Origin of the sequence: Kosakonia sp. R1.Fl (assembly GCF_023516815.1) — a bacterium.
Taxonomy (GTDB): Bacteria; Pseudomonadota; Gammaproteobacteria; order Enterobacterales; family Enterobacteriaceae; genus Kosakonia.
On record NZ_JAMGSQ010000001.1, the window covers coordinates 4,656,811 to 4,681,299 of the forward strand.

Sequence of the window (24,489 nt, forward strand, 5' to 3'; positions counted from 1 at the left end):
GGCATTACCCATCGTGAGATAAGGAAATGCCGTGATCGATTTACGCAGTGATACCGTAACCCGCCCGAGCCGCGCCATACTGGAACAGATGATGGCCGCCCCGGTCGGGGACGACGTTTACGGTGATGACCCGACGGTCAATGAACTGCAACGTTACGCCGCCGAACTCAGCGGTAAAGAGGCGGCGTTGTTTTTGCCGACCGGTACCCAGGCCAACCTGGTCGCCCTGCTCAGCCACTGTGAACGCGGTGAAGAGTACATTGTCGGCCAGGGGGCGCATAACTATCTCTACGAAGCGGGTGGCGCGGCGGTGCTTGGCAGCATCCAGCCGCAACCGATCGATGCCGCCGCCGATGGTACGCTGCCGCTGGACAAAGTCGCGGCGAAAATCAAAGCCGATGACATTCACTTCGCTCGCACCAAACTGCTGAGCCTTGAAAACACCCACAACGGCAAAGTGCTGCCGCGCGACTACCTGCGACAGGCGTGGGAATTTACCCGCGAACGCGGATTGTCGCTGCATGTCGACGGAGCGCGCATCTTCAACGCGCTGGTGGAATATGGCTGCGAGCTGAAAGAGGTCGCCCAATTTTGCGACTCGTTCACCATTTGCCTGTCGAAAGGTCTCGGCACGCCAGTAGGCTCCCTGCTGGTGGGCGATAAAGCATATATCACCCGCGCTAATCGCTGGCGCAAAATGACCGGCGGCGGTATGCGTCAGACCGGTATTCTGGCGGCGGCGGGTCTTTATGCATTACAAAACAACGTCGCGCGGCTGAAAGAAGACCATGAGAATGCCGCGTGGCTGGCCGCGCAACTAAAAGAGATTGGCGCAGATGTGATGCGCCACGACACCAATATGCTGTTTATTCGGGTGGGCGATAACGTACAAGCGTTGGGCGCGTATCTGCGCGAGCGCGGCGTGTTGATCAACGCCTCGCCAGTGGTACGCCTGGTCACGCATCTGGATGTTAATCGTCAGCAACTGGCAGAGGTGGTTCGCCACTGGCAGACCTTTTTACAGCACTAAGGAGCGAACGTGGCGCAGCGGATCCTGGTGCTTGGTGCCAGCGGCTATATTGGACAACGGCTGGTCGAAGCGCTCAGCCAGCAAGGTCATCAGATCAAAGCGGTCGCGAGAAACTTAACTCGCCTGCAAAAGCAGCAACTGCCGGGCGTAAGCTGCCATCGCGTTGATCTCTGGTGGCCGCAGGAGTTGCCCGCGTTACTGCGCGATGTCGATACGCTCTACTATCTGGTACACAGCATGGGCGAAAGCGGCAATTTCGTCGCCCACGAACGGCAAATCGCGCTGAATGTGCGCGATGCGCTGCAGGGGTCGTCGGTTAAGCAGGTTATCTTTCTCAGTTCGTTACAGGCGAAGGGCGAAACGAATTCCGACCACCTGCTGGCCCGGCAATACACCGGCGATCTGCTGCGTGCGGCGGGCATTCCCGTTACCGAATTACGCGCCGGCATCATTGTTGGTGCAGGTTCCGCCGCCTTCGAAGTGATGCGCGACATGGTATTTAACCTGCCGGTGTTAACGCCGCCGCGCTGGGTGCGCTCGCGTACCACGCCGATTGCGCTGGAAAACTTGCTGCACTATCTGGTCGAACTGCTTCAGCACCCCGCGCAGGAACACCGGGTGTTTGAGGCCGCCGGGCCGGAAGTATTGAGCTACCAGCAGCAGTTCGATCACTTTATGCGCGTCAGCGGCGTTCATCGCCCGCTGATCCCGATCCCCCTCCCCACCCGACTGATTTCCGTCTGGTTTTTACACCTCATCACCTCTGTGCCGCCGACCATCGCCAAAGCGTTAATTCAGGGCTTAAAGCACGATTTGCTGGCAGATGATACCGAATTGCGCCGCCTGATCCCGCAGATACTGATCCCGTTTGACGACGCGGTGCGCCGCACCCTGCAGGAGGAGGAAAAACTGGTTAACTCCAGCGACTGGGGTTACGACCCGCAGGCGTTTTCCCGCTGGCGTCCGCAATATGGTTACTACCCAAAGCAAGCGGGTTACACAGTGAAAACCGCTGCCAGCCTGAGCGCATTATGGGAAGTGGTTAACCGCATCGGTGGTAAGGAGCGCTACTTCTTCGGCAACATTCTCTGGCAAACCCGTGCGGCGCTTGATCATTTAATTGGTCACAAATTGCCGCATGGTCGACCTGCGCGCCCGTTTTTGCAAACCGGTGACGCGGTAGACAGCTGGAAAGTGATCATCGTCGAGCCCGAGCAGCAACTGGCGCTGCTGTTTGGTATGAAAGCACCAGGGCTGGGACGGCTCAGCTTTACGCTGACCGATAAAGGCGATCACCGGCTGCTGGATGTCCGCGCATGGTGGCATCCGCACGGTATGCAGGGGCTGTGGTACTGGTTATTGATGTTCCCGGCGCATCTGTTTATTTTTCGCGGCATGGCGCAGCGTATTGCCCATCTGGCAGAACAAAATAGAGAAAAAGTCTGAGCTTAACCGCTTTTCTTTTCGTCATCCCATTGCATCAGAGCGTAATTCACGGAAGAATGCCCGCGATAAAGCCTTTTCAACACAATGGATCGATATGAAAGTACTGGTCACGGGCGCAACCAGCGGTTTAGGCCGAAACGCGGTCGAGTATTTGCGGCAAAAAGGAATTAGCGTCAGGGCCACTGGTCGTAACGAAGCCATGGGCAAGTTACTCAGTAAAATGGGCGCTGAATTTGTGCACGCCGATCTGACCGAACTGGTCTCCTCGCAGGCAAAAGTGATGCTTGCCGGGATCGACACGCTGTGGCACTGCTCAAGTTTCACGTCGCCGTGGGGCACGCAGGAAGCGTTTGATCTGGCAAATGTGCGCGCGACTCGCCGTCTCGGTGAGTGGGCCGTCGCCTGGGGCGTGCGCAATTTCATTCATATCTCCTCCCCTTCGCTCTATTTTGACTATCACCATCATCGCGATATCAATGAAGACTTTCGTCCGGCGCGCTTCGCCAACGAATTTGCCCGCAGCAAAGCGGCCGGTGAACAGGTGATCGACCTGCTGGCACAGGCGAACCCGAATACCCGTTTCACCATTTTGCGCCCGCAAAGCCTGTTTGGTCCGCACGATAAAGTCTTTATCCCACGTCTGGCGCAGATGATGCACCACTACCGCAGCGTGTTGTTGCCGCGCGGCGGCGATGCGCTGGTGGATATGACCTATTACGAAAACGCGGTGCAGGCAATGTGGCTTGCCAGCCAGCCTCAGTGCGATAAGCTGCCTTCCGGGCGGGCGTACAACATTACTAACGGCGAGCCGCGCTCGCTGCGCAGCATCGTGCAGACATTAATTGATGAACTGGGTATTCACTGCCGGATTCGCTCGGTGCCCTACGCGATGCTGGATATGGTAGCGCGCAGCATGGAGCATTTCGGTGATAAACGCGCCAAAGAGCCTGCGTTCACCCATTATGGCGTGTCGAAGCTCAACTTTGATTTCACGCTGGATATCAGCCGCGCCCAGCAGGAACTGGGCTATACGCCGATTGTGACGCTGGATGAAGGCATCAAACGCACGGCGTACTGGTTAAAAGACCACGGCAAACTGCATCGCTGAATGATTTAAAACGGGCCGGATTTGACGTCAGAAATTTTCTGCCCGCTTTTATCGATGTAGAACCACTCCCCGCCGACCAGCGCGGTATGCTCGCCATCCTTTTGCGGTTTGCAGCCGTTACACACCAGCGCTCTGCCCTCTTTAAACTGCCAGGCATAGTCAAATTGCGGTGCAATGCGGTTACGGAAATTGTCGTCCCAGTAGCCTACTTTGCCGTTCTGGCGCGAGCGCACCAGCCCTTCAACAAACCAGTCCGGCCCATTATCAAAGTGCACAACGGAAAGGTAACTGTCCGGCGAACGCACATAGTAATCGGCATCCATCAACCCGGCGGCGCGCATATAGTCATACAGACCGACCCACGACATCCCTTCGACGTCGCGGGTTTTCGCAAACAACGCGGGCAAGAATCTGAGCTTGCCCTCTTTCACTTCAACGCATTTATCGAGTTTTTCCACGTTATCCGTGGACTTATCCCAGTAAGCACAGCTGAACACCGTCACCGGGTTTGGCGCGGCATGGGCAGAAAAAGCCGCCATCAGCAGCGCGCCTGATATGATGCGAAACCTCATCTCCATTGACCTCGTCATAAAAAAAGCCGTGGGAATTACCCCGCCTGGCCATATTTTTCCAGTAATGCCTCGGCAATCGCCTGGCTTTCAGCGTCAGCAATGCCGTTCCACAGCCCCGGACGGAAATGCATTTGAAACGCCATAATTACCCGTTTTTGCTCCGCAGGCGACATCTGCGGTTTCACGTCGTAACCGTACCGCGCCAGTAAATCAAGCAAAGAAGCCGTATCTACCGGCTCATGCGCAGAACGACCATTTAAGTAAAACGCCACACGCTGCGCATCCGGCCAGGCGCCAATCCCCTGGGAAAACAACGTTTGCCACGGGAACAACGGGCCAGGATCGTCTTTACGCTGCGGCGCGATATCCGCATGTGCGACGACATTTTGCGGCGCAATGTGGTAGCGCGAGATTATATCTTTTACCAGAGGAATCAATGCATTAATTTGCGCGGGCGCAAAAGGTGCGAATTGTTTTCCGCCAGAAGTACGTTGCCAGCCGCGATTTTCCAGTTCAATGCCGATGGAGGTGTCGTTGATGCGTGTTGCGCCACGCCAGAAACTTGCCCCTGCGTGCCAGGCTAACTCCTGCTCTGGCACCAGTTGCCAGATCCGCGGTTTACCGTGATGCAGCGGTGGCTCCGCCGGGATCAGGTAATGGGCGCTCACCTGCTTATCCGTAAGCGTTGCCAGCGACACATCAAAATCATCGGCGGTGTAGTGAATAACCAGCACTTTAATACGCGGATACGCCGCCTGCGCCTGTCGACGGGTATCAAGCTGATAACCGTCTTTATCAATGATGCCTTTTTCACTGACGCAACCTGCGAGCAGCAGCGCCAGCAGCAGTAACGCGATGTTTTTCATGCCCGCGTTTTCACCGCCGTACCGCTGACGCACACCATTAGCATACTGCCGTCCTTGCCCACCGTTTCGTAATCAACGTCAATGCCGACCACCGCATTTGCACCCAGTGCTTTAGCCTGCTCGCCGAGTTCGCGAAATGCGATATCGCGCGCCTTGCGTAGCTCTTTTTCATAAGCGCCGGAGCGGCCACCGACGATATCGCGAATACCGGCAAAGAAGTCACGAAAAATATTCGCCCCGAGAATCGCTTCCCCGGTCACGACCCCGCAGTACTCGACAATCGGTTGCCCTTCCAGCGTCGGTGTGGTTGAAAACTGCATCTGTTTCTCCTTTTAACGTTCAATGCGTTACACCACACATTATCAGATCAATACACTATTCTTGAAAGGTCGTGACTTCTGAAGAGAAATAAGGAAATCAATATGCGCTATTCAGTTTTGACTCTCGCCTTGCCATGCGCGCTGCTGTTAAGCGCCTGCACCACGGTGACGCCAGCATTTAAGGATACGGGCGCGCGCGTTGGCCCGTGTGTGGAAGGCGGCCCGGATTCCGTAGCACAGCAATTTTATGACTACCGCATCGCGCACCCCGGTAACGACTGGACTGCGCTGCGCCCCTATCTGAGCGATGATCTGAGTAAAATGCTCACCGCCGCCAGCCGTGATTCGCGCAATGCCACGCTTTTAAAAGCGGATCCGTTCTCCAGTCGCAACGTCACCCCTGAAAAGGCTGACGTCGCCAGTGCATCGACCATTCCGAATACCGATGCACGGAATATTCCGCTACGCGTCACGCTCACCAAAGGTGACCAAAGCTGGCGGGATGAAGTGCTGATGATCCGCGAAGGCCAGTGCTGGGCAGTAGACGATGTGCGCTATCTCGGCGGCACCGTTCATGCGCCCGCCGGAACGCTACGTCAGTCGGTAGAACATCGGTGATTATTTCATGTAGCAATAGATAACCCCCGTAAAATGTCTGGCATTCCGCGGTGAATGCCGACATTTATGCCTGGTTCCCGCACCGCCCGGTATTTTGTGCTAACTTTATGTAGGAAGTTGGTTTATTTTTAAGTTTTAACGCACAAATATTGCATAACTATTCTGTCAACGTTACTATTTGCGGCCTCAATTGCTATCAGACTGCTTCGATGAGTATTAAATTAAACAGCATCAATTGCTTTTATGGCGCACACCAGGCGCTGTTCGATATCACGCTGGATTGCCCGCAAGGGGAAACACTGGTGCTGCTCGGCCCAAGCGGTGCGGGTAAAAGTTCGCTGTTGCGCGTACTCAACCTGCTCGAAATGCCGCGTTCCGGCCAGTTAAGCATTGCAGGCAATCACTTCGACTTTGCCAAAACCCCTTCTGATAAAGCGATCCGCGAATTACGCCAGAACGTGGGCATGGTATTTCAGCAATATAATCTCTGGCCGCATCTGACCGTGCTGCAAAACCTGATTGAAGCGCCGTGCCGCGTGCTCGGTTTAAGCAAAGATCAGGCGCTGGCGCGCGCGGAAAAGCTGCTGGAGCGTTTACGCCTTAAACCGTATAGCGACCGTTTTCCGCTGCATTTATCCGGTGGTCAGCAGCAGCGTGTCGCTATCGCCCGCGCGCTGATGATGGAACCGCAGGTGCTGTTGTTTGATGAACCTACCGCCGCGCTCGATCCGGAAATCACCGCGCAAATCGTCAGTATCATTCGTGAGCTGTCGGAAACCGGCATCACGCAAGTTATCGTGACCCACGAAGTAGAAGTGGCGCGTAAAACCGCCAGCCGCGTGGTGTACATGGAAAATGGTCACATTGTTGAGCAAGGGGATGCGGGCTGCTTTGCCGCGCCGCAAACCGACGCGTTTAAATATTACCTATCTCACTGAAGAATCGGGATTAATGACAATGAAAAAAGTACTGATTGCCGCGCTACTTGCAAGCGTAAGCCTTACCGCTACCGCAGCCCAGACTATCCGTTTCGCCACCGAAGCGAGCTACCCTCCGTTTGAATCAACCGACGCGAATAATAAAATCGTCGGTTTCGATGTCGATCTGGCGAACGCACTATGTAAAGAGATCGACGCGACCTGTACCTTTACCAACCAGGCGTTTGACAGCCTGATCCCGAGCCTGAAATTCCGCCGTTTCGACGCAGTGATGGCCGGTATGGACATCACCCCGGAACGTGAAAAACAGGTTCTGTTCACCACGCCTTATTACGACAACTCCGCGCTGTTTGTGGGTCAGCAGGGTAAATTCACCAGCATTGACCAGCTGAAAGGCAAACGTGTTGGCGTGCAGAACGGCACCACCCACCAGAAATTCATTAACGACAAGCACCCGGAAATCACCACCGTTCCTTACGACAGCTACCAGAACGCGCGTCTGGATCTGCAAAACGGCCGTATTGATGCCGTGTTCGGTGACACCGCGGTGGTCACAGAGTGGCTGAAAGCGGACGCGAAACTGGCGGCAGTTGGCGATAAAGTAACCGACAAAGAGTACTTTGGTACCGGTCTGGGCATCGCGGTACGCCAGGGCAACACCGATCTGCAGCAGAAATTCAATGCCGCGCTGGAAAAAGTGAAGAAAGATGGGACTTACCAGACCATCTATAACAAATGGTTCCAGAAGTAATCCTTAATGAACGAAATGTTTCCATTAGCAAGCGCCGCCGGGATGACCGTCGGCCTTGCCGTTTGTGCGCTGATCATCGGCCTGATTCTGGCGATGATCTTTGCCGTTTGGGAGTCCGTTAAGTGGCGCCCGATTGCCTGGATTGGCACCGCGCTGGTCACCGTACTGCGTGGCTTGCCGGAGATCCTGGTGGTTCTGTTTATCTATTTCGGCTCTTCACAGCTGTTGCTGACGCTCTCTGATGGTTTCACCATCAATCTGGGCGTGGTGCAAATCCCGGTGCAGATGCAGATTGAAAACTTCGACGTTAGCCCGTTTCTGTGCGGTGTGATTGCGCTCTCCCTGCTGTATGCGGCTTACGCCTCGCAAACTTTGCGCGGTGCGTTAAAAGCCGTACCGGACGGGCAGCGGGAATCCGGCCAGGCGCTGGGTTTGTCAAAAGGGGCGATCTTTTTCCGCCTGGTGATGCCGCAAATGTGGCGTCACGCGCTGCCGGGGCTGGGTAACCAGTGGCTGGTACTGCTGAAAGATACCGCGCTGGTATCACTGATAAGCGTGAACGATTTGATGCTGCAAACCAAAAGCATTGCTACCCGTACGCAGGAGCCGTTTACCTGGTATATCGTGGCGGCGGTGATTTACCTGGTCATCACGCTGTTAAGCCAGTGGGTGCTTAAACGCATCGATATGCGCGCGACCCGCTTTGAACGGAGGCCGGAATAATGCTCGAGTTCTTACCAGAGCTGTTCAAAGGCCTGCACACCAGCCTGACGCTCACCGTGGCGTCGCTGATTGTGGCGCTGATCTTATCGCTGCTGTTCACCATTGTGTTAACGCTGAAAACGCCGGTGCTGACACACATCGTGCGCGGCTATATCACGCTGTTCACCGGTACGCCGCTGCTGGTGCAGATCTTCCTGATTTACTACGGCCCGGGGCAGTTCCCGTCGCTGCAAAACTATCCGGTTATCTGGCATCTGCTCTCGGAACCGTGGCTGTGCGCGCTGCTGGCGCTCTCGCTGAACAGCGCAGCGTACACCACGCAACTGTTCTACGGCGCGATTCGCGCCATTCCGGACGGGCAGTGGCAATCCTGCGGCGCGCTCGGCATGAGCAAGAAAGATACGCTGGCGATTTTGCTGCCTTATGCATTTAAACGCGCGCTGTCGTCCTACTCCAACGAAGTGGTGCTGGTGTTTAAAAGTACCTCGCTGGCGTACACCATCACGCTGATGGAAGTGATGGGCCACGGTCAGCTTCTGTATGGTCGCACTTATGACGTCACAGTTTTCGGTGCCGCAGGGCTGATTTATCTGGTGGTCAACGGTCTGTTAACGCTGATGATGCGCCTGATTGAGCGTAAAGCGCTGGCATTTGAACGTCGCAACTAATTGCATAAATAGTAAACAAAGGTGAGCTAATGGTTTCATTACTCGCCTTTTTTATTTCCATAAAAATATATTTAAGCATTTTTATTGAATATAAATTCATTTAGTGGCATGGTTAGCGTCACGCTTTAGACACGGCAACAACAATAAGATTGACCGACAGGAGTTCGATAATGAAAAAACTGATACTCGCCGCCCTTCTCGCTTCGTTCGCCGCTGGTGCTTCTGCGGCAGATAAAATTAACTTCGGTGTTTCCGCCACTTACCCACCGTTTGAATCGATGGATGCGAGCAACAAGATCGTCGGCTTTGATATCGACCTGGCAAACGCGCTGTGCAAACAGATGCAGGCCGATTGCACGTTCACCAACCACGCCTTCGACAGCCTGATCCCGTCGTTGAAATTCAAAAAATATGACGCGGTGATTTCCGGTATGGACATCACCCCGGAGCGTAGCAAGCAGGTCGCTTTCACCGACCCGTACTACGCGAACTCTGCACTGGTGATCGCCAAAAAAGATGCCTTTAAATCTTTTGATGATCTGAAAGGCAAACGTATCGGCATGGAAAACGGCACCACGCACCAGAAATACCTGCAGGACAAGCACCCGGAAGTAAAAACCGTGGCTTATGACAGCTATCAGAACGCGATTATTGACCTGAAAAACGGGCGTATCGATGGCGTGTTCGGTGACACCGCCGTGGTCAACGAGTGGCTGAAAACCAACCCGCAGCTGGGCGTAGCGACACCGAAAGTCACCGACCCGCAATACTTCGGCACGGGTCTTGGCATTGCGGTGCGCCCGGATAACAAAGCGCTGCTGGAAAAACTGAACGCCGCGCTGAAAGCGATTAAAGCCGATGGCACTTATCAGAAAATCAGCGATCAGTGGTTCCCGCAGTAATTACCTTCCAGGCGGGTTGCTCCCGGCCTGTTAACGCAGCGCCCCCGCCGTTTCCGTTCCCCGCCCGACACGCTCCATCGCCACCGGAATGCTTTTATAAGCCGGAATACCGCTTTTGGTATCGTGGCTGTCCAGCGGCACCAGGATATTCGCTTCAGGGTAATAGGCGCCGACCGAACCCGGTGCCATATCCAGCACCACAATCGTCAGGTTATCCATGCGCCGCGAGGTGGGGTTACCGTCAGGATCGAGCGCGATAATATTCACCTGGTCACCGACGCGTAACTGCCGCGTTTCTGCCTCATCGGCATTAATAAACAGTACATCCCGCCGTCCGGTCACTCCGCGATAGCGATCATTAAGCCCGTACAGCGTAGTGTTGTATTGATCGTGGCTGCGCAAAGTGGTTAATACCAAATCGTGACATTTCAGCGATCGCGGATCTTCGTTAATTCCCTGCATCACTTTGAACTGCGCCAGGCCCGAGGGCGTGTTCCATACGCGTTCCGAAGCCGTATTACGTAAACGAAATCCTCCCGGTTTTTTAACCCGCTCGTTGAAATTGCTAAACGCCGGGAAAACCGCTTCGATCGCATCGCGAATAGTGCTGTAGTCGCTGACCATTTTTTCCCAGTCCACCACGCTATCCGGCAGAGTTGCTTTCGCCAGCGCGGCCACCAGCGCAGGCTCGGATTTCAGGTGCGGCGAAGCTGGCGTTAAACTCCCGCGCGACGCATGTACCATCGACATCGAATCTTCGACCGTCACGCTCTGCGCGCCCGATGCCTGCATATCCGTTTCCGTGCGCCCGAGCACCGGTAGCAGATAATTATGTTTGCCTAACAGCAGATGCGAGCGGTTCAGTTTCGTCGCCATATGCACCACCAAATCGAGCTTGCGCATCGCCGGGAAGGTGGTTTGCGGATCGGAAATCGCTTCCGCCAGGTTGCCACCAAGGCACAACAGCGCATTCACTTTGCCATCGCGCATCGCCTGGATAGCGGCCACCGCGCCGTGTCCATGTTGTCGTGGCGGCTTGAAACCAAACACTTTTTCAATATTGTCCAGCAACTCAGGATACGGGATCTCAGTAATGCCCACTGTGCGGTCGCCCTGCACATTCGAGTGACCGCGCAGCGGGCAAATACCCGCCCCTTGCTTACCTATGTTGCCGCGCATCAGCAGCAAGTTGGCAATCTGCTGCACATTCTGCGTACCGTACTGGTGCTGGGTGATCCCCATGCCGTAACAGATAATGGTGCGTTCGGCATCGGCGTACAGCCGGGCGATATTCTGGATCTCTTTGCGCTCCATGCCAGAGACGTTAAGAATGTGTTGCCAGTCGGTCGCGTCGAGATCGGCTTTCAGCGCCTCAAACCCCTGCGTATGCTGGCGAATAAACGCCTCATCAATCACGCCAGGCTCACCTTTCGCCAGCGCCTCTTCGTGCATCGACAGCAGGATTTTCATCACCCCTTTCAGCATCGCCGCGTCACCACCCACCCGCACTTTGTAGTAGGTCGAAGCCAGCTTCGTGGAGCTTAGCGCCAGCATTTCAATCGGGCTTTGTGGCGACGTGAAACGCTCAAGCCCCCTTTCGCGCAGCGGATTGATAGCCACAATCGTTGCGCCGCGTTTTGAGACTTCGCGCAGCGTGCCAAGCATTCTGGGGTGGTTGGTTCCAGGATTGTGGCCGATGCACAACACCAGATCGCAGTAGTCGAAATCTTCCAGCTCCACCGTGCCTTTACCGACACCAATAGATTCCGGCAACCCCACGCTGGTCGGCTCATGGCACATATTGGAGCAGTCCGGGAAGTTATTGGTGCCATATTCGCGGGCAAACAGTTGCCACAGAAAAGCAGCTTCGTTAGAGGCGCGCCCGGAGGTATAGAACTCGACGCTGTTGGGATCGTCGTAGCCGCGCAGAAGTTCGCCAATCTCGCGAAAGGCGGTAGCCCAGTCGATGGGCTGATAAGTATCGCTGGCGGCGTTATACTTCATCGGGTGGGTTAAACGCCCTTCGCCTTCCAGCTCAAACGCGTTCCTGTTCCATAACTCACTGACCGTATGCGCCGCGAAGAATTCCGGCGTCGTGCGTTTACTGGTGGCTTCCCACGACACCGCTTTCGCGCCATTTTCACAAAATTCAAACGACGAGGTATGTTGCGGATCGGGCCACGCGCAGCCGGGGCAGTCGAACCCCTGCGGTTGATTAACCTTGAACAGCGCAATGACGTCCTGTTTCACCGACATTTGCCCGCGCAGTGCATCCGCGACTGCTTTCAGCGCGCCCCAGCCACCTGCCGAACCGCCATAAGGCGCGATACCCGTTGTCCGATTTTGATCTTTCATGTTGCCCCGCATTATCAGTTGACCTGCTAATGCTTAAGCCTGGTATAAAAACCAAAAATTGCGGCAGAGAGTGGGAATATAATCTCGTATAAACGTAAATAATCGGCAGAATGCGCGATTTCAAATAGCCACACCTTTAAAGTGATGTGGCTGTAGGAGAGGCAGCGTCAGTCGGAGGCGCCAACCAGGCGGTCGATAACGGGATTGATTTTGTAATCTGTTCCGCGCCATTTCATCAGCGATAATCCGCCACCAGCGCGTAAATGGAATTCGGCCGACGCAATAATCACACCGTCGCGATTAATGGAAAACTCGGCAGAGGATAGATATGGCACCACATCCCAGGTACGGCGCGCCGTATAGTTCATGATGTAGGGGCAGTTATCCGGGCGCTCACCATTGAACACCACCGACTGGATATGATGATAAGCCAATCGTTGCTGCACAACTGGCAGCAGATCGCTGACTTTAACTGCATCATTTTTTTGAATACAGATCCGGTTAATGGCTTCTGTTTTCGCTAACGGCGTTACCCTAACAGACGTACATCCCACGAGGCCGAACGCAATAAGCGGCAATAACATTTTTATTTTCATCGTATTATCCATTGTTTATTTACGCCAGAGCATTATGCCATTAGGGTCCGGTTATGGCATTGACGAAAATTAGGGATGGCGAACCAGCAAGGTCAACACCTCGTAATGCGCGGTATGCGGGAACATATCGAACAGTTGAACGCGCTCAATGCGATAACCCGGCAGCAGGCGAATATCTTTCGCCATCGAACTGGCGTTACAGCTGGAGTAGATGATGTACGGCGGTGCCATGCGGCTTAAATAGTCGCACAGCGCCGCGCCAATCCCGCGCCGGGGCGGGTTAACCAGCACCAGCTCAGGAATATCGTGCGAAGCGGTAGCAAACTGGGTGGAATCCAGCGCCTGGAAATGCAGATTTTGTAAGCCAAGCGCTTGTGCCGATTGCGTGGCGCAGGCAATCGCTTCCGGGGCGATTTCAATACCGGTCAGGCGCATCTCCGGCGTTGCGCAGTGCAGACCAAAACCGCCGACGCCGCAAAACAGATCCCACATATGGTTAACCGGCAGCGCCCGAACCCAGTTGCGGGCGGTCGCGTACAACGCGCTGGCAACGGTCGGGTTGGTCTGGAAAAAACTCTGCGGGCGGATCCACAGCGGCACGCCGTTAAAGTTTTCCGCCAGCGCCTGCTGCCCGGTGAGAAAAATCTCTGTCTCACCTTCCATGATCGCCATATGTACCGGCTGGATATTGGCGGAAATCACTTTAAGTTGCGGTAATTGTGCTTGTAACTCAGGCAACGCCGCGCGCAACTGGGCGAGTTTCGCCTCCGAGCGCAGCACAAAGCGCAGCATCATGCCGCCATCCTGCTGGCTTTCGGTCAGCAGCAGGTATTTCAGCTCACCGCGTTTACGCGCCACGTTGTAAGGCGTTAACCCGGCGCGGGCAATAAACGGTTTGAGCGCGGCAAAAACCGGAGCGAAAGTCTGCGGGTAGAGTGGACAGTCGGTCAAATCTTCGGGCGTACCGTCGCGATGCAACATGCCAAGCAGCGGTTTTTCTACGCTGCCGCTGACCACCATTTTGGCTTTATTACGAAACCCCTGCTCCGGGCCACTCACTGGCGAACACCACTGCGCGACAGGCAAGCCGTCCAGCAGCGTGTGGAGATCGTCCATTTTCGCGGTAAGTTGCTGTGAAACCGGTTGTTCTATCCATTGACAGGAACGACAACGACCAGCATCGAAGAGAGCGCACTGCATAGTAAAGCCTTTCATTTTGCGGGGCCGGGATTGTACCACCGTTATTGCAGGCGGAAAAAGCGTCGGCTGGGCGCGGGAACAAACAGCAGGAATAACACCAGCAGATCGGGGAGTTTTTGCATCACTAACGCCTGGAAAATCTCCCGCCGGGAACCACCCGCAATACTGAACAGTTCCGGATAGCCATACCCGAGCGAAGCAGCCCATAAATAACCGGTCGCCACCACCTGTGTGACGAGGTAAAGCCAGCGCGCCCAGCGTCGCCCTTTCACCACCGAGAAAGCACAGAGTATTTCGACAAACACTAAAAACAGGCTGCCAAGGAAAACCAGCGTCAGGCTCCAGGTCTGCGCGCTGCGCTGCACAAAATCGAACAGGCCGCGCCATCCCAGCAAATTAAACACCATCAATACATCAACGCAGCGAATCATAATAATGGCGATGGCCGCCACCTGCACCAGTGCCGGCACATTCAATTTCGCGTGATGAGCGGTTTTCTTGAAGAACCCCAATCCGATGATTTCCCTGTGAAAAATGCCGCGACAAGCGCGGCATCAGCAACACAATTTCACGATTCTAATAAGTTCAGCCTTGTCTTGCACGCTGGATATCACGGATCCGCTGTTTTTCCGCCCGCGCCATTAAATACCAGGCGATAAAACCAACAATCCCGACCACGCCAAGGATAAGTGTCGCCAGCGCGTTGATTTCCGGGTTCACCCCCATGCGCACGCTGGAGAAAACCAGCATCGGCAATGTCGTCGCTCCCGGCCCCGAAACAAAACTGGCGATCACCAGGTCATCCAGCGACAGGGTAAAGGCCAAGAGCCAGCCGGAAACAATCGCCGGCATGATCATTGGCAGCGTGATAACGAAGAACACTTTTAGCGGCGTCGCTCCAAGATCCATTGCCGCCTCTTCGATGGAGCGATCCAGTTCACGCAGGCGTGAAGAGATCACTACCGCCACATACGCGGTACAGAAGGTCACATGGGCCAGCCAGATAGTGAGCATCCCGCGATCGGCAGGCCAGCCAATCGCATGGCCGAGCGCCACAAACAGCAGCAGCAGCGACAAGCCGGTGATCACATCCGGCATCACCAGCGGTGCCGTTATCATAAAGGCGAAACCGTTTGAGCCACGAAAGCGGCCAAAACGCACCATCACCACCGCCGCGATAGTCCCCAGCACCGCCGCCATCGTCGCCGCACAAGCGGCGATGGTCAGGCTTAACCCCACCGCGCTCATCATCGCGTCGTCGTGAAACAGCTCGCCATACCAGCGCGTCGACCAGCCAGCCCATACGGTGACCAGCCTTGAGCTGTTAAAGGAGTAGATCACCAGCATCAGCATTGGTGCGTACAGGAACGTAAAACCGAGCACGAGGATCAAAATGCGCCACGGAGAGCGCACTACCGGTAAGTTGTTCATGCGTGGTCCTCCCCTTGTTTCTGCTGATGTTTGTGGAACCACATGATCGGCACAATCAGCAACAGCAGCATAATCACCGCCACCGCCGATGCCACCGGCCAGTCTCGGTTATTAAAGAACTCCTGCCACAACACGCGGCCAATCATAATGCTGTCCGGGCCGCCGAGCAGTTCCGGGATGACAAACTCGCCAACCGCCGGGATAAACACCAGCATCGAACCGGCGATAATTCCGCCTTTGGTCAATGGCACAATCACGCTGAAAAAGGTTTTCAGCGGACGCGCCCCGAGATCCAGTGAGGCTTCTACCAGTGAATAATCGATACGCGTCAGCGCGGTATAAATCGGCAACACCATAAACGGCAAATAGGCATAAACAATCCCGATATATACCGCGAGATTGGTATGCAGGATCGTCAACGGCTGATCGATAACCCCCAGCCACATCAGGAAATTATTCAACACGCCGTTATTTTTCAGGATCCCCATCCATGCATACACGCGGATGAGAAACGAGGTCCATGACGGCAAAATCACCAGCAGCAACAGAATATTGCGCGTCGACGGTTTGCTGTGCGCCACAGTCCAGGCCAGCGGATACCCCAGCAGCAGACAACAAAGCGTTGAGATCGCCGCCACCTGTAACGACTGCAGATAGGCTTCAAAATAGAGCGGATCGTCGGTAAGTTGCAGGAAGTTGCCGATATTCAGCGTGACCGTCAGCTGGCTGTCCGCCCACTCGATAAGATCGGTATACGGCGGGATCTGCCGCGCCATCTCTGCAAGGCTGATTTTGAACACAATCAAAAACGGCAGCAGAAACAGCAAAGTCAGCCAAATGTAGGGCAGCGCAATAACCAGTTTGCGCCCGTGACGCATCTGCATGCGCCCCAGCCATAAAGTGAAACCGCCCGGTTTTTCGACGCGGGACGGTGGCTCCAGTGTACTCATCGCCGCTCCTTAAACCGTCAGAACCACACAACTATCGGCATCCCAGCAGAGGCGAACTTCATCACCCCAGGTTGGCGCGCCTTTACGGTAGCGATGCGCGTTCTGCAACTGGGCGCTGATCATCTGCCCGCTTTGCAAACGCACGTGATAAATAGAGAGGTCGCCAAGGTAGGCGATATGCACCACTTCCCCGACGGCAAAGTTATAGCCGTCGGCCGGCGGATCTTCGCAGAGCATGATCTTTTCCGGGCGCAGCGCCACGAACACCGGCACGTTATCCACGACCGACGCATCGGCGTCCACTTTCAGCGGATGCACCAGCCCCGGGGAGTCGATCACCAGACCATCTTCCTGACGCTCTTTCAGCAGCCCTTCGAACACATTCACCGAACCGATAAACTCAGCGCTGTAACGCGTGGTCGGGTGCTCGTAGATCTCTTCCGGTTCGCCGATCTGCACAAATTTACCGCGGTTCATGATGGCGATACGCCCGGCCATGGTCATCGCCTCTTCCTGGTCGTGGGTCACCATGACGCAGGTCACGCCAACGCGCTCAAGAATATCCACCACTTCGAGCTGCATCCGGTCGCGCAGCTTTTTATCGAGCGCGCCCATCGGTTCATCCAGCAGCAGCAGTTTCGGGCGTTTCGCCAGGCTGCGCGCCAGTGCCACACGCTGGCGCTGGCCGCCGGAAAGCTGGTGCGGCTTGCGTTTGGCGTATTCGCTCATATGCACCAGGTGCAACATTTCAGCCACGCGGCTGGCGATTTCCGCTTTCGGCAACTTGTCCTGTTTAAGACCGAAAGCAATGTTCTGTTCCACGGTCATATGCGGAAAGAGCGCATAGGACTGGAACATCATGTTGATCGGGCGCAAATAAGGCGGCACATGCGCCAGGTCTACGCCATCGAGCATGATTTGCCCGTGGGTAGGCAGCTCAAAACCAGCGAGCATGCGCAGCAACGTTGATTTACCGCAGCCGGACGCGCCAAGCAGGGCAAAAATTTCACCTTTATAAATCGTCAGACTGACATCATCAACGGCGTGCTGACCATCAAAGGATTTGGTCAGATTGCGAATTTCCAGCAGCGGCGTCAGATCCTTGCGGCTCTTCGCCTGTGGGCGGGGGATAGCGTCATTCACTCAAGTGCTCTCCGGCAAAAACATCAACCCGTTTCAACGAGTTGTCGTACAAATGACTGGACAGAGGCGGCATCACCTCTGTCCATTTTTGGGGCAGGCGCACCGCCACGGTGCAGCCTTATCACCTGTCAGGTGATTGAATTATTTGCCGCTTTTAACTTTAGTCCACGCGCGGGTTCTTACGCGGTCGATTTTCGGATCCTGGACTTTCAGCGTAAAGAGTTTGGCGAAAACATCCGGCGGCGGGAAGATAGCCGGGTTATCACGCACTTCTGCGCTGATCAGCGGAACCGAGGCTTTGTTACCGTTGGCGTAGAACACATGATCGCTGATATGGGCAATCACATCCGGGCGCATCAGGTAGTTGAGGAACTGATACGCTTCGTCTTTGTTTTTGGCATCAGCCGGCATCGCGAAGACGTCGAAGAACGCCAACGCGCCCTCTTTCGGAATGGTGTAATTGATATTCACGCCATTCTTCGCTTCTTTCGCACGGTTTGCCGCTTGCCACACGTCACCCGCCCAGCCAATAGCCACGCAGATGTCACCATTTGCCAGGTCATTAATGTACTGAGAAGAGTGGAAGTAACGAATGTTCGGACGCAGTTTTAACAGCAGGTCGGTCGCGGCAACGCTGTAATCATCCGCTTTGCTGCTGTTCGGATCTTTGCCGAGGTAGTTCAGCACGGTGGCAAAAATCTCTTCCGGCGCATCAAGGAATGAGACGCCGCAGCTTTTCAGTTTTTCCAGGTTTTCCGGCTTCAGCACCAGATCCCAGCTGTTTACCGGCGCGTCTTTGCCGAGCGCGGCTTTCACTTTGTCAATGTTATAGCCAATACCGGTGGTCGCCCACAGGTACGGGATAGCGTATTTGTTGTCAGGGTCGTGCTTAGCGACCATTTTCAGCACGTCCGGATCGAGGTTTTTCCAGTTCGGCAGTTTGCTCTTATCCAGCGGCTGGAACACCCCGGCGGCCAACTGGCGCTCAAGGAAACTCGCGGAAGGCACCACCAGGTCAAAGCCGGTGCTGCCCGCCATCAGTTTGCCTTCCAGCACTTCGTTGGAGTCAAACACGTCATAAATGACTTTGATGCCCGTCTCTTTTTCAAAATTCGCGACGGTGTCCGGCGCAATATAATCAGACCAGTTATAAACATGCAGTGTCTTTTGCTCGGCTGCGAGCGTGCTGGCAGAGACAGCCATCAACGCACCCGCGACAAGACCTGATACCCATTTTTTGCTCAAGGCGGTCATATCTCATTCCTTCTGGAAAGTCCGTTAACATACGAACTAAATGTACGCATCATAAGATATGCAAGAATCATGCATATTTTGTCACTCTGCACAGCCCCGGAGAAGAAAACGCTTCCGGCTGACACCGCATGCTGTTTTAAGCATCGCAAGAATAACTGTAGCCAGGGTTTGAGGCTATAGGTCAGATTAAAAAACGCCTTTTATCAATTTTTTATGCAGGATACGTCTATGTGATAAGCCGTTACGCGAGGAATAGCGGTGAAAAATTCTTTAAGGAAAGGTTAATAGCAGAATAAAAATATTTATTATGCAGCCGCCGTGGCAGCGACTGCGTTAATGCTGCACAGAGTCAGTGGAGAAAATTGTGTGACTCTTCATCTGCCACCATCTCTTCTTCGCCTGGCGTGAACAGCAGTTGATGTGCGTTGGCTTCCATAATGACCATTGAAATCTGCTCTTCACTCTGGCGCATAAACCAGGCGAACTGTTCAAACGTAATGGCCGGCCCGACGCATAAAGACTGGCACACCACCAGTTTCGGCAGATTATCATCCTGAATATCGAGAAACGCTTTCACGGTCAACGAGCTGGCATTGATGGCGGAGAGATCGGCGGCCAGCGCCAGCAGTGCTGACGGTTTGACTTCCGCCATAGCGGTAAACAGCACAACGTCATTAACAAGGTCGACTTTTGCATCAAACACGCCATCAAAATTTTGCATGTGCGGCAGGTGCAGCGCCTGGCAGTTATCGCACTCAAAAAAGTTAATGCCCAGTTCATCCAGCCAGTGACGCAGCGTGTCCAGACCCGGAACGACGAGTGAATCCATAAAGCAGTGCTCTCTTAGCGAAAAAATTGGCCATAGCTTACGCAAAAAGGCCAGAACGTACCATTAATTGCGCGGGAAAATCGCCTCAACCGCCGGTTTTCAGGCAAAAACCCGGCGTTGCCTGGCGTTCAATCCACTGGATCATGCGACCCGCAATATCAATGCCGGTGGCTTTTTCGATGCCTTCCAGCCCGGGCGATGCGTTAACTTCCATCACCAGCGGGCCACGTTCGGCGCGCAGGATGTCGACGCCAGCCACATCCAGCCCCAGCGTTTGCGCGGCAGCCAGCGCGATTTCACGCTCACGCTCGGTAATATGTGCCACCAGCGCCTTGCCACCGCGATGCAGGTTGGAGCGAAAATCGCCCTCTTTCGCCCGGCGTTCAATGGCGGCGACCACGTCATTGCCGACGACCAGACAGCGAATATCGGTTCCCTTCGCTTCGGCAATAAACTCCTGCACCAGGATGTGCGCATTCAGACCGCGAAAAGCGTCAATTACGCTCTCCGCTGCCTGGCGGGTTTCCGCCAGCACCACGCCGATGCCCTGCGTTCCTTCCACCAGCTTCACCACCAGCGGCGCGCCGCCGACCATATCAATCAGATCGCTGGTATCGTCCGGTGAATGGGCAATGCCGGTTACCGGCAGATCAATCCCCTGACGCGCCAGTAACTGCAACGAGCGCAGCTTGTCTCTGGCGCGAGTGATCGCCACTGACTCATTGAGTGGATAACTGCCAAGAATTTCAAACTGACGCAGCGCGGCGGTGCCATAGAAGGTGATGGCCGAGCCGATACGCGGGATCACCGCATCGAAATGCGGCAACTGGCGGCCTTTGTAATGAATGGACGAGGCCGCCGGGCTGATATTCATATAACAGGAAAGCGGATCGAGGATCTCAACCAGATGACCGCGCTGCATCGCCGCTTCGCGCAGGCGTTTACACGAATAGAGCGTTCCATCCCGGGACAATATGGCAATTTTCACCCTGCACCTCTCTAAAAAGACCTGTCAAAGCAGGCGTATGATACACGCAGCGACGTGCAGGATGAATGGGAATTAGCGTGTCGCCCATCCCTGTTTATGCAAATAGTCGAGAATAAACGGGCGGCTCTCTTTAATGATGGTGCGGCGAATATGGTCGCTCCAGGTGTCACGCCGCGTATTGCTGTCGCGCGTCATATAGTAGTGGGCGATCTCCTCGTCATATTGCGCCAGCACCTCTTTATCCAGCGGCTGATAGCGGTTTTCATGCACCACCAGTTGCACAGGCAGACGCGGTTTCTTATCCGGCGCATCCGCCGGCCAGCCAAGGCACAGGCCAAACAGCGGCAGCACATGTTTTGGCACCTGCAATAACTCACCTACGGCTTCAATGCTGTTACGAATTCCGCCAATATAAACGCCGCCAAGCCCGAGCGATTCTGCCGCAGTGAAGGCGTTTTGCGCCATCAGCGCGGTATCGACTACGCCGAGCAGCAACTGCTCCGCCAGCCCTGGATTCGCCTCAGGGCAAATCTGGAAATTCCGATGGAAATCAGCGCAGAACACCCAAAATTCCGCCGCCTGCGCCACATGTTGTTGCCCGCCGGTGAGCGTCACCAGTTGTTGGCGTAGCGCAGGATCGGTGATGCGAATTATCGAGCTGCATTGTAAAAAGCTGGAGCTGGATGTCGCCTGCGCGCTGGCGATAATCGCCTCGCGCTGCGCCTGGGTAATCGGTTGATCGGTAAAATGGCGAATGGAGCGATGGGCGCACAGCAATTCAATAGTTGGTGTCATGAATAATCTCCCAAATAAACAAGTCCCTCAGTATAGGCGAAGCCTGCGCCGTCGCAGTATCCGCAATTTGCGCTGAAAGGTTGTAAAGATTAAAGCAACAGGCATAACCTGCTTTTCATTACGCGCAGTTATGGTCATGATAACCGGCAGTTACCTTCAGATTTGGGAGAGAGTATGTTTGCTGTAATTTTTGGCCGCCCTGGCTGCCCATACTGTGTACGCGCAAAAGAACTGGCAGAAAAACTGACCGCCGAGCGTGATGATTTCAACTATCGCTACGTGGATATTCACGCGGAAGGCATCACCAAAGCCGACCTGGAAAAAACCGTCGGGAAACCGGTTGAAACTGTGCCGCAGATTTTCCTCGACCAGAAACACATTGGTGGCTGCACCGATTTCGAGGCCTACGCCAAAGAACATTTCGGCCTGTTTGCCTGAGCCGAGCAACGCCCTCTTTCTGAGGGCGTTTTATTTTTTACAGCGCAGAATTTTGCGCACGAAAAGATAGAATAACCCGCCCATTCCGCACCAGAAAATCGCGCTGAACAACCAGGCAATAACCTGCCAGTTCGACTGCGAAGAGGCTAAATGCAGGTAAATCAGCACATAGCAGAATGGAGCTGCCAGCACGGCGCCGAAAAGCGGCACGATCGCTTTGCGTCGGCGAGCAATCAGCCCACCGACAATACCGGGAAGCGTGAAAAGCAGTAAGCCTAATTCAGGATTACCGGACACGGGTAGCGCGCCTTTCATATTTATGACCAGCAACAAACACACCGCAATAAAAAGTAATGCGCAGCAAATAACGCCGACCCGACTTCGCCTGTTCTTCAAACACGCCTCCTGACTTTTTCTCTATCGCACTAACAACTCGTTCAAAAGAATGTCCGGACAGATAAAGCGTTGCGGCAATCCGTGCCAGAAAAGCACCCACGTAAATACGCGATTCTCACTAGCCGTTGTAATCTAATACGATTAAACTAGCGGCCTGTTTTTGTTTTGTGAGGAGTGTCTGGTGTTGCACCGCTTTTTTCGTACGCCAGCGCATGAGCAAAACACTAGCTCAAATAACCATTTCTTTCAACAGCTTACAAGTAAACAAGAAGTTAGCCTCCGTGAATATAAACGTCGCAGATTTGTTAAACGGGAATTACATACTGTTATTGTTTGTCGTTCTGGCACTCGGACTTTGTCTCGGTAAATTACGACTGGGTTCTGTTCAACTTGGTAATTCCATTGGCGTTTTAGTGGTTTCATTATTATTAGGCCAGCAACATTTCAGCATTAACACGGATGCACTTAATCTTGGCTTTATGCTGTTTATTTTTTGCGTTGGTGTTGAAGCCGGACCAAACTTTTTCTCTATTTTTTTTCGCGACGGTAAGAATTACCTCATGCTGGCGCTGGTATTAGTGGGCAGCGCGCTGTTGATCGCTTTAGGTCTTGGCAAACTGTTCGGCTGGGATATTGGCCTGACGGCGGGTATGCTGGCCGGTTCGATGACCTCGACACCAGTTCTGGTGGGCGCAGGCGACACGCTTCGCCATTCCGGTATGGAAAACGGACAACTCTCCAGCGCGCTGGATAACCTGAGCCTCGGTTATGCCCTGACGTACCTGATTGGTCTGGTGAGCCTGATTTTCGGCGCACGTTATTTACCGAAATTACAGCACCAGGATTTACAGACCAGCGCCCAGCAGATCGCTCGTGAACGCGGTCTGGATACCGATGCGCACCGCAAAGTTTATCTGCCGGTGATCCGTGCCTACCGCGTGGGGCCGGAGCTGGTGGCATGGGCCGATGGTAAAAACCTTCGCGAGCTGGGGATCTACCGCCAGACAGGATGTTATATCGAGCGCATTCGCCGCAACGGCATTCTCGCCAGCCCCGACGGTGATGCCGTGCTACAAATGGGTGATGAAATTTCGCTGGTCGGTTACCCGGATGCGCACGCGCGCCTTGACCCGAGCTTTCGCAACGGCAAGGAGGTGTTCGACCGCGATCTGCTCGACATGCGTATCGTCACCGAAGAAGTGGTGGTCAAAAACCATAACGTGGTCGGTCGTCGTCTCGCGCAGTTAAAGCTGACTGATCACGGCTGCTTCCTCAACCGCGTGATCCGCAGCCAGATCGAGATGCCGATTGACGACAATATTGTGCTCAACAAAGGCGACGTTTTGCAGGTCAGCGGCGACGCGCGTCGTGTAAAAACCATTGCCGACCGCATCGGCTTTATCTCTATTCACAGCCAGGTCACCGACCTGCTCGCCTTCTGCGCGTTTTTTATTGTCGGCCTGATGATCGGTATGATCACTTTCCAGTTCAGCTCTTTCAGCTTCGGCGTGGGTAACGCCGCCGGCCTCCTGTTCGCCGGGATCATGCTCGGCTTCCTGCGTGCCAACCACCCGACGTTCGGCTATATCCCGCAGGGCGCGCTGATGATGGTGAAAGAGTTTGGCCTGATGGTATTTATGGCGGGCGTGGGCTTAAGCGCCGGTAGCGGCATCGGCAACGGTCTTGGCGCAGTGGGCGGTCAGATGTTGATTGCCGGGCTTATTGTCAGCCTGGTACCGGTGTTAATTTGTTTTCTGTTTGGCGCGTATGTGTTGAAAATGAACCGTGCTTTGCTGTTCGGCGCGATGATGGGCGCACGCACCTGCGCCCCGGCAATGGAGATCATCAGCGATACAGCGCGCAGCAATATCCCGGCGCTGGGCTATGCGGGAACCTACGCCATCGCTAACGTTCTACTGACGCTTGCGGGGACATTGATCATCATTATCTGGCCGGGTCTCGGATAAGTCTGAAGCTGAGAAATATTTCAGTTATGCGCAGAACTTTTTTGTGGGGCGTCAGTCATAACTAGTGCCACTGCTTTTCTTTGATGTCCCCATTTTGTGGAGCCCATCAACCCCGCCGCTTAGGTTCAAGGTTGATGGGTTTTTTGTTGCCTTAATTTTATTGTCTTTGCAATCAAGCACTTTCAGTCGTGGAAATTTAGAAAAG

26 protein-coding genes are annotated in these 24,489 nt (G+C 54.5%); 11 read left to right on the top strand and 15 right to left on the bottom strand.

The genetic code is table 11. The features are described 5' to 3' along the window. The first annotated feature begins 31 nt into the window (after window positions 1–31). From ltaE to M8Q36_RS21995, 3 genes are all read left to right on the top strand, one after another. Window positions 32–1,030 (top strand): low-specificity L-threonine aldolase, encoded by a 999-nt coding sequence (ltaE, locus tag M8Q36_RS21985; protein WP_249882371.1) that lies wholly within the window; start codon window positions 32–34, stop codon window positions 1,028–1,030. A 9-nt stretch (window positions 1,031–1,039) separates the two neighbouring features. After that, window positions 1,040–2,476 carry an SDR family oxidoreductase gene (locus M8Q36_RS21990; RefSeq protein WP_249882372.1) on the top strand — a complete coding sequence of 479 codons (1,437 nt, stop codon included), beginning with the start codon at window positions 1,040–1,042 and terminating at the stop codon, window positions 2,474–2,476. A 94-nt stretch (window positions 2,477–2,570) separates the two neighbouring features. After that, window positions 2,571–3,584: a 3-beta-hydroxysteroid dehydrogenase gene (locus M8Q36_RS21995; RefSeq protein WP_249882373.1), complete on the top strand. Its 1,014-nt coding sequence runs from the start codon at window positions 2,571–2,573 to the stop codon at window positions 3,582–3,584. 5 nt (window positions 3,585–3,589) lie between these two features. Here M8Q36_RS21995 and M8Q36_RS22000 read toward each other — a convergent pair whose 3' ends face one another. From M8Q36_RS22000 to M8Q36_RS22010, 3 genes are all read right to left on the bottom strand, one after another. After that, window positions 3,590–4,123 carry a WG repeat-containing protein gene (locus M8Q36_RS22000; protein WP_249882374.1) on the bottom strand — a complete coding sequence of 178 codons (534 nt, stop codon included), beginning with the start codon at window positions 4,121–4,123 and terminating at the stop codon, window positions 3,590–3,592. Between the two features lie 68 nt (window positions 4,124–4,191). Next, window positions 4,192–5,022 carry an N-acetylmuramoyl-L-alanine amidase gene (locus M8Q36_RS22005; protein ID WP_249882375.1) on the bottom strand — a complete coding sequence of 277 codons (831 nt, stop codon included), beginning with the start codon at window positions 5,020–5,022 and terminating at the stop codon, window positions 4,192–4,194. Continuing rightward, a complete protein-coding gene (locus tag M8Q36_RS22010) occupies window positions 5,019–5,342 on the bottom strand; it encodes a heavy metal-binding domain-containing protein (protein ID WP_065368906.1) in 324 nt (107 codons plus the stop codon). Before M8Q36_RS22010 ends, M8Q36_RS22005 begins: the two co-directional genes overlap by 4 nt. Window positions 5,343–5,444: 102 nt before the next feature. On the opposite strand from M8Q36_RS22010, the gene M8Q36_RS22015 reads away from it, so the two are divergent. The 6 genes from M8Q36_RS22015 to artJ all read left to right on the top strand — a co-directional run bounded on the left by M8Q36_RS22015 (window position 5,445) and on the right by artJ (window position 9,942). Next, window positions 5,445–5,960, top strand: coding sequence for a lipoprotein (locus M8Q36_RS22015; RefSeq protein WP_020457201.1), 516 nt, complete (start codon window positions 5,445–5,447; stop codon window positions 5,958–5,960). A gap of 209 nt (window positions 5,961–6,169) precedes the next feature. Further along, a complete protein-coding gene (gene artP, locus M8Q36_RS22020) occupies window positions 6,170–6,898 on the top strand; it encodes an arginine ABC transporter ATP-binding protein ArtP (RefSeq protein ID WP_020457200.1) in 729 nt (242 codons plus the stop codon). 19 nt (window positions 6,899–6,917) lie between these two features. Then, window positions 6,918–7,649 carry an arginine ABC transporter substrate-binding protein ArtI gene (artI, locus tag M8Q36_RS22025; RefSeq protein ID WP_017456144.1) on the top strand — a complete coding sequence of 244 codons (732 nt, stop codon included), beginning with the start codon at window positions 6,918–6,920 and terminating at the stop codon, window positions 7,647–7,649. A gap of 6 nt (window positions 7,650–7,655) precedes the next feature. Then, window positions 7,656–8,372 carry an arginine ABC transporter permease ArtQ gene (artQ, locus tag M8Q36_RS22030; RefSeq protein WP_017456143.1) on the top strand — a complete coding sequence of 239 codons (717 nt, stop codon included), beginning with the start codon at window positions 7,656–7,658 and terminating at the stop codon, window positions 8,370–8,372. After that, window positions 8,372–9,040, top strand: coding sequence for an arginine ABC transporter permease ArtM (gene artM / locus M8Q36_RS22035; RefSeq protein ID WP_017456142.1), 669 nt, complete (start codon window positions 8,372–8,374; stop codon window positions 9,038–9,040). The genes artQ and artM overlap by 1 nt, the downstream gene beginning before the upstream one ends. A gap of 170 nt (window positions 9,041–9,210) precedes the next feature. Further along, window positions 9,211–9,942 (top strand): arginine ABC transporter substrate-binding protein ArtJ, encoded by a 732-nt coding sequence (gene artJ, locus M8Q36_RS22040; RefSeq protein WP_017456141.1) that lies wholly within the window; start codon window positions 9,211–9,213, stop codon window positions 9,940–9,942. A gap of 30 nt (window positions 9,943–9,972) precedes the next feature. Here the strand turns inward: artJ and M8Q36_RS22045 are convergent, their stop codons facing one another. The 11 genes from M8Q36_RS22045 to nfsA form a co-directional block, all read right to left on the bottom strand. Further along, the gene (locus tag M8Q36_RS22045) at window positions 9,973–12,297 is read right to left on the bottom strand and encodes an FdhF/YdeP family oxidoreductase (RefSeq protein ID WP_249882376.1); all 2,325 of its coding nucleotides are present in this window, start codon (window positions 12,295–12,297) and stop codon (window positions 9,973–9,975) included. A gap of 167 nt (window positions 12,298–12,464) precedes the next feature. Continuing rightward, on the bottom strand, window positions 12,465–12,893 hold the full coding sequence (locus tag M8Q36_RS22050; protein WP_249882377.1) for an Sbal_3080 family lipoprotein: 429 nt from the start codon (window positions 12,891–12,893) through the stop codon (window positions 12,465–12,467). Between the two features lie 69 nt (window positions 12,894–12,962). After that, complete coding sequence (rlmC, locus tag M8Q36_RS22055; protein WP_249882378.1) at window positions 12,963–14,093, bottom strand: 23S rRNA (uracil(747)-C(5))-methyltransferase RlmC; 1,131 nt, start codon at window positions 14,091–14,093, stop codon at window positions 12,963–12,965. A gap of 41 nt (window positions 14,094–14,134) precedes the next feature. Beyond that, window positions 14,135–14,605 carry a YbjO family protein gene (locus tag M8Q36_RS22060; RefSeq protein WP_249882379.1) on the bottom strand — a complete coding sequence of 157 codons (471 nt, stop codon included), beginning with the start codon at window positions 14,603–14,605 and terminating at the stop codon, window positions 14,135–14,137. Between the two features lie 73 nt (window positions 14,606–14,678). Next, window positions 14,679–15,524 carry a putrescine ABC transporter permease PotI gene (potI, locus tag M8Q36_RS22065; protein ID WP_017456138.1) on the bottom strand — a complete coding sequence of 282 codons (846 nt, stop codon included), beginning with the start codon at window positions 15,522–15,524 and terminating at the stop codon, window positions 14,679–14,681. Next, window positions 15,521–16,474 carry a putrescine ABC transporter permease PotH gene (potH, locus tag M8Q36_RS22070; protein WP_249882380.1) on the bottom strand — a complete coding sequence of 318 codons (954 nt, stop codon included), beginning with the start codon at window positions 16,472–16,474 and terminating at the stop codon, window positions 15,521–15,523. Before potH ends, potI begins: the two co-directional genes overlap by 4 nt. A gap of 9 nt (window positions 16,475–16,483) precedes the next feature. After that, window positions 16,484–17,617: a putrescine ABC transporter ATP-binding subunit PotG gene (gene potG, locus M8Q36_RS22075; protein WP_045506612.1), complete on the bottom strand. Its 1,134-nt coding sequence runs from the start codon at window positions 17,615–17,617 to the stop codon at window positions 16,484–16,486. Window positions 17,618–17,758: 141 nt separating this feature from the next. Next, window positions 17,759–18,871 carry a spermidine/putrescine ABC transporter substrate-binding protein PotF gene (gene potF / locus M8Q36_RS22080; protein WP_249882381.1) on the bottom strand — a complete coding sequence of 371 codons (1,113 nt, stop codon included), beginning with the start codon at window positions 18,869–18,871 and terminating at the stop codon, window positions 17,759–17,761. A gap of 349 nt (window positions 18,872–19,220) precedes the next feature. Further along, a complete protein-coding gene (locus tag M8Q36_RS22085; protein WP_249882382.1) occupies window positions 19,221–19,700 on the bottom strand; it encodes a type III secretion system chaperone family protein in 480 nt (159 codons plus the stop codon). 85 nt (window positions 19,701–19,785) lie between these two features. Continuing rightward, window positions 19,786–20,688, bottom strand: a complete 903-nt coding sequence (gene rimK, locus M8Q36_RS22090) for a 30S ribosomal protein S6--L-glutamate ligase (protein ID WP_249882383.1) — start codon at window positions 20,686–20,688, stop codon at window positions 19,786–19,788. Between the two features lie 72 nt (window positions 20,689–20,760). Then, complete coding sequence (gene nfsA, locus M8Q36_RS22095; protein WP_249882384.1) at window positions 20,761–21,483, bottom strand: oxygen-insensitive NADPH nitroreductase; 723 nt, start codon at window positions 21,481–21,483, stop codon at window positions 20,761–20,763. Between the two features lie 174 nt (window positions 21,484–21,657). Between nfsA and M8Q36_RS22100 the strand changes: the two genes are divergently transcribed. Further along, window positions 21,658–21,921, top strand: coding sequence for a GrxA family glutaredoxin (locus M8Q36_RS22100; protein ID WP_017456131.1), 264 nt, complete (start codon window positions 21,658–21,660; stop codon window positions 21,919–21,921). A 30-nt stretch (window positions 21,922–21,951) separates the two neighbouring features. Here the strand turns inward: M8Q36_RS22100 and ybjM are convergent, their stop codons facing one another. Next, window positions 21,952–22,317, bottom strand: coding sequence for an inner membrane protein YbjM (ybjM, locus tag M8Q36_RS22105; protein ID WP_249882385.1), 366 nt, complete (start codon window positions 22,315–22,317; stop codon window positions 21,952–21,954). Between the two features lie 281 nt (window positions 22,318–22,598). Here ybjM and M8Q36_RS22110 point away from each other — a divergent pair, with 281 nt between their 5' ends. After that, entirely contained in the window at window positions 22,599–24,284 is a 1,686-nt protein-coding gene (locus M8Q36_RS22110; RefSeq protein WP_020457185.1) for an aspartate:alanine antiporter, read from the top strand. The last annotated feature ends 205 nt before the right edge of the window (window positions 24,285–24,489 follow it).

Excerpts from the sequence above, each read along its gene's own strand:
- M8Q36_RS21995 (WP_249882373.1), top strand. The coding sequence starts at position 2,571 with ATGAAAGTACTGGTCACGGGCGCAACCAGCGGTTTAGGCCGAAACGCG.
- M8Q36_RS22000 (WP_249882374.1), bottom strand. The coding sequence starts at position 4,123 with ATGGCGGCTTTTTCTGCCCATGCCGCGCCAAACCCGGTGACGGTGTTC.
- M8Q36_RS22005 (WP_249882375.1), bottom strand. The coding sequence starts at position 5,022 with ATGAAAAACATCGCGTTACTGCTGCTGGCGCTGCTGCTCGCAGGTTGC.
- M8Q36_RS22010 (WP_065368906.1), bottom strand. The coding sequence starts at position 5,342 with ATGCAGTTTTCAACCACACCGACGCTGGAAGGGCAACCGATTGTCGAG.
- M8Q36_RS22015 (WP_020457201.1), top strand. The coding sequence starts at position 5,445 with ATGCGCTATTCAGTTTTGACTCTCGCCTTGCCATGCGCGCTGCTGTTA.
- artP (WP_020457200.1), top strand. The coding sequence starts at position 6,170 with ATGAGTATTAAATTAAACAGCATCAATTGCTTTTATGGCGCACACCAG.
- artI (WP_017456144.1), top strand. The coding sequence starts at position 6,918 with ATGAAAAAAGTACTGATTGCCGCGCTACTTGCAAGCGTAAGCCTTACC.
- artQ (WP_017456143.1), top strand. The coding sequence starts at position 7,656 with ATGAACGAAATGTTTCCATTAGCAAGCGCCGCCGGGATGACCGTCGGC.
- artM (WP_017456142.1), top strand. The coding sequence starts at position 8,372 with ATGCTCGAGTTCTTACCAGAGCTGTTCAAAGGCCTGCACACCAGCCTG.
- artJ (WP_017456141.1), top strand. The coding sequence starts at position 9,211 with ATGAAAAAACTGATACTCGCCGCCCTTCTCGCTTCGTTCGCCGCTGGT.
- M8Q36_RS22045 (WP_249882376.1), bottom strand. The coding sequence starts at position 12,297 with ATGAAAGATCAAAATCGGACAACGGGTATCGCGCCTTATGGCGGTTCG.
- M8Q36_RS22050 (WP_249882377.1), bottom strand. The coding sequence starts at position 12,893 with ATGAAAATAAAAATGTTATTGCCGCTTATTGCGTTCGGCCTCGTGGGA.
- rlmC (WP_249882378.1), bottom strand. The coding sequence starts at position 14,093 with ATGCAGTGCGCTCTCTTCGATGCTGGTCGTTGTCGTTCCTGTCAATGG.
- potI (WP_017456138.1), bottom strand. The coding sequence starts at position 15,524 with ATGAACAACTTACCGGTAGTGCGCTCTCCGTGGCGCATTTTGATCCTC.
- potH (WP_249882380.1), bottom strand. The coding sequence starts at position 16,474 with ATGAGTACACTGGAGCCACCGTCCCGCGTCGAAAAACCGGGCGGTTTC.
- potF (WP_249882381.1), bottom strand. The coding sequence starts at position 18,871 with ATGACCGCCTTGAGCAAAAAATGGGTATCAGGTCTTGTCGCGGGTGCG.
- M8Q36_RS22085 (WP_249882382.1), bottom strand. The coding sequence starts at position 19,700 with ATGGATTCACTCGTCGTTCCGGGTCTGGACACGCTGCGTCACTGGCTG.
- nfsA (WP_249882384.1), bottom strand. The coding sequence starts at position 21,483 with ATGACACCAACTATTGAATTGCTGTGCGCCCATCGCTCCATTCGCCAT.
- M8Q36_RS22100 (WP_017456131.1), top strand. The coding sequence starts at position 21,658 with ATGTTTGCTGTAATTTTTGGCCGCCCTGGCTGCCCATACTGTGTACGC.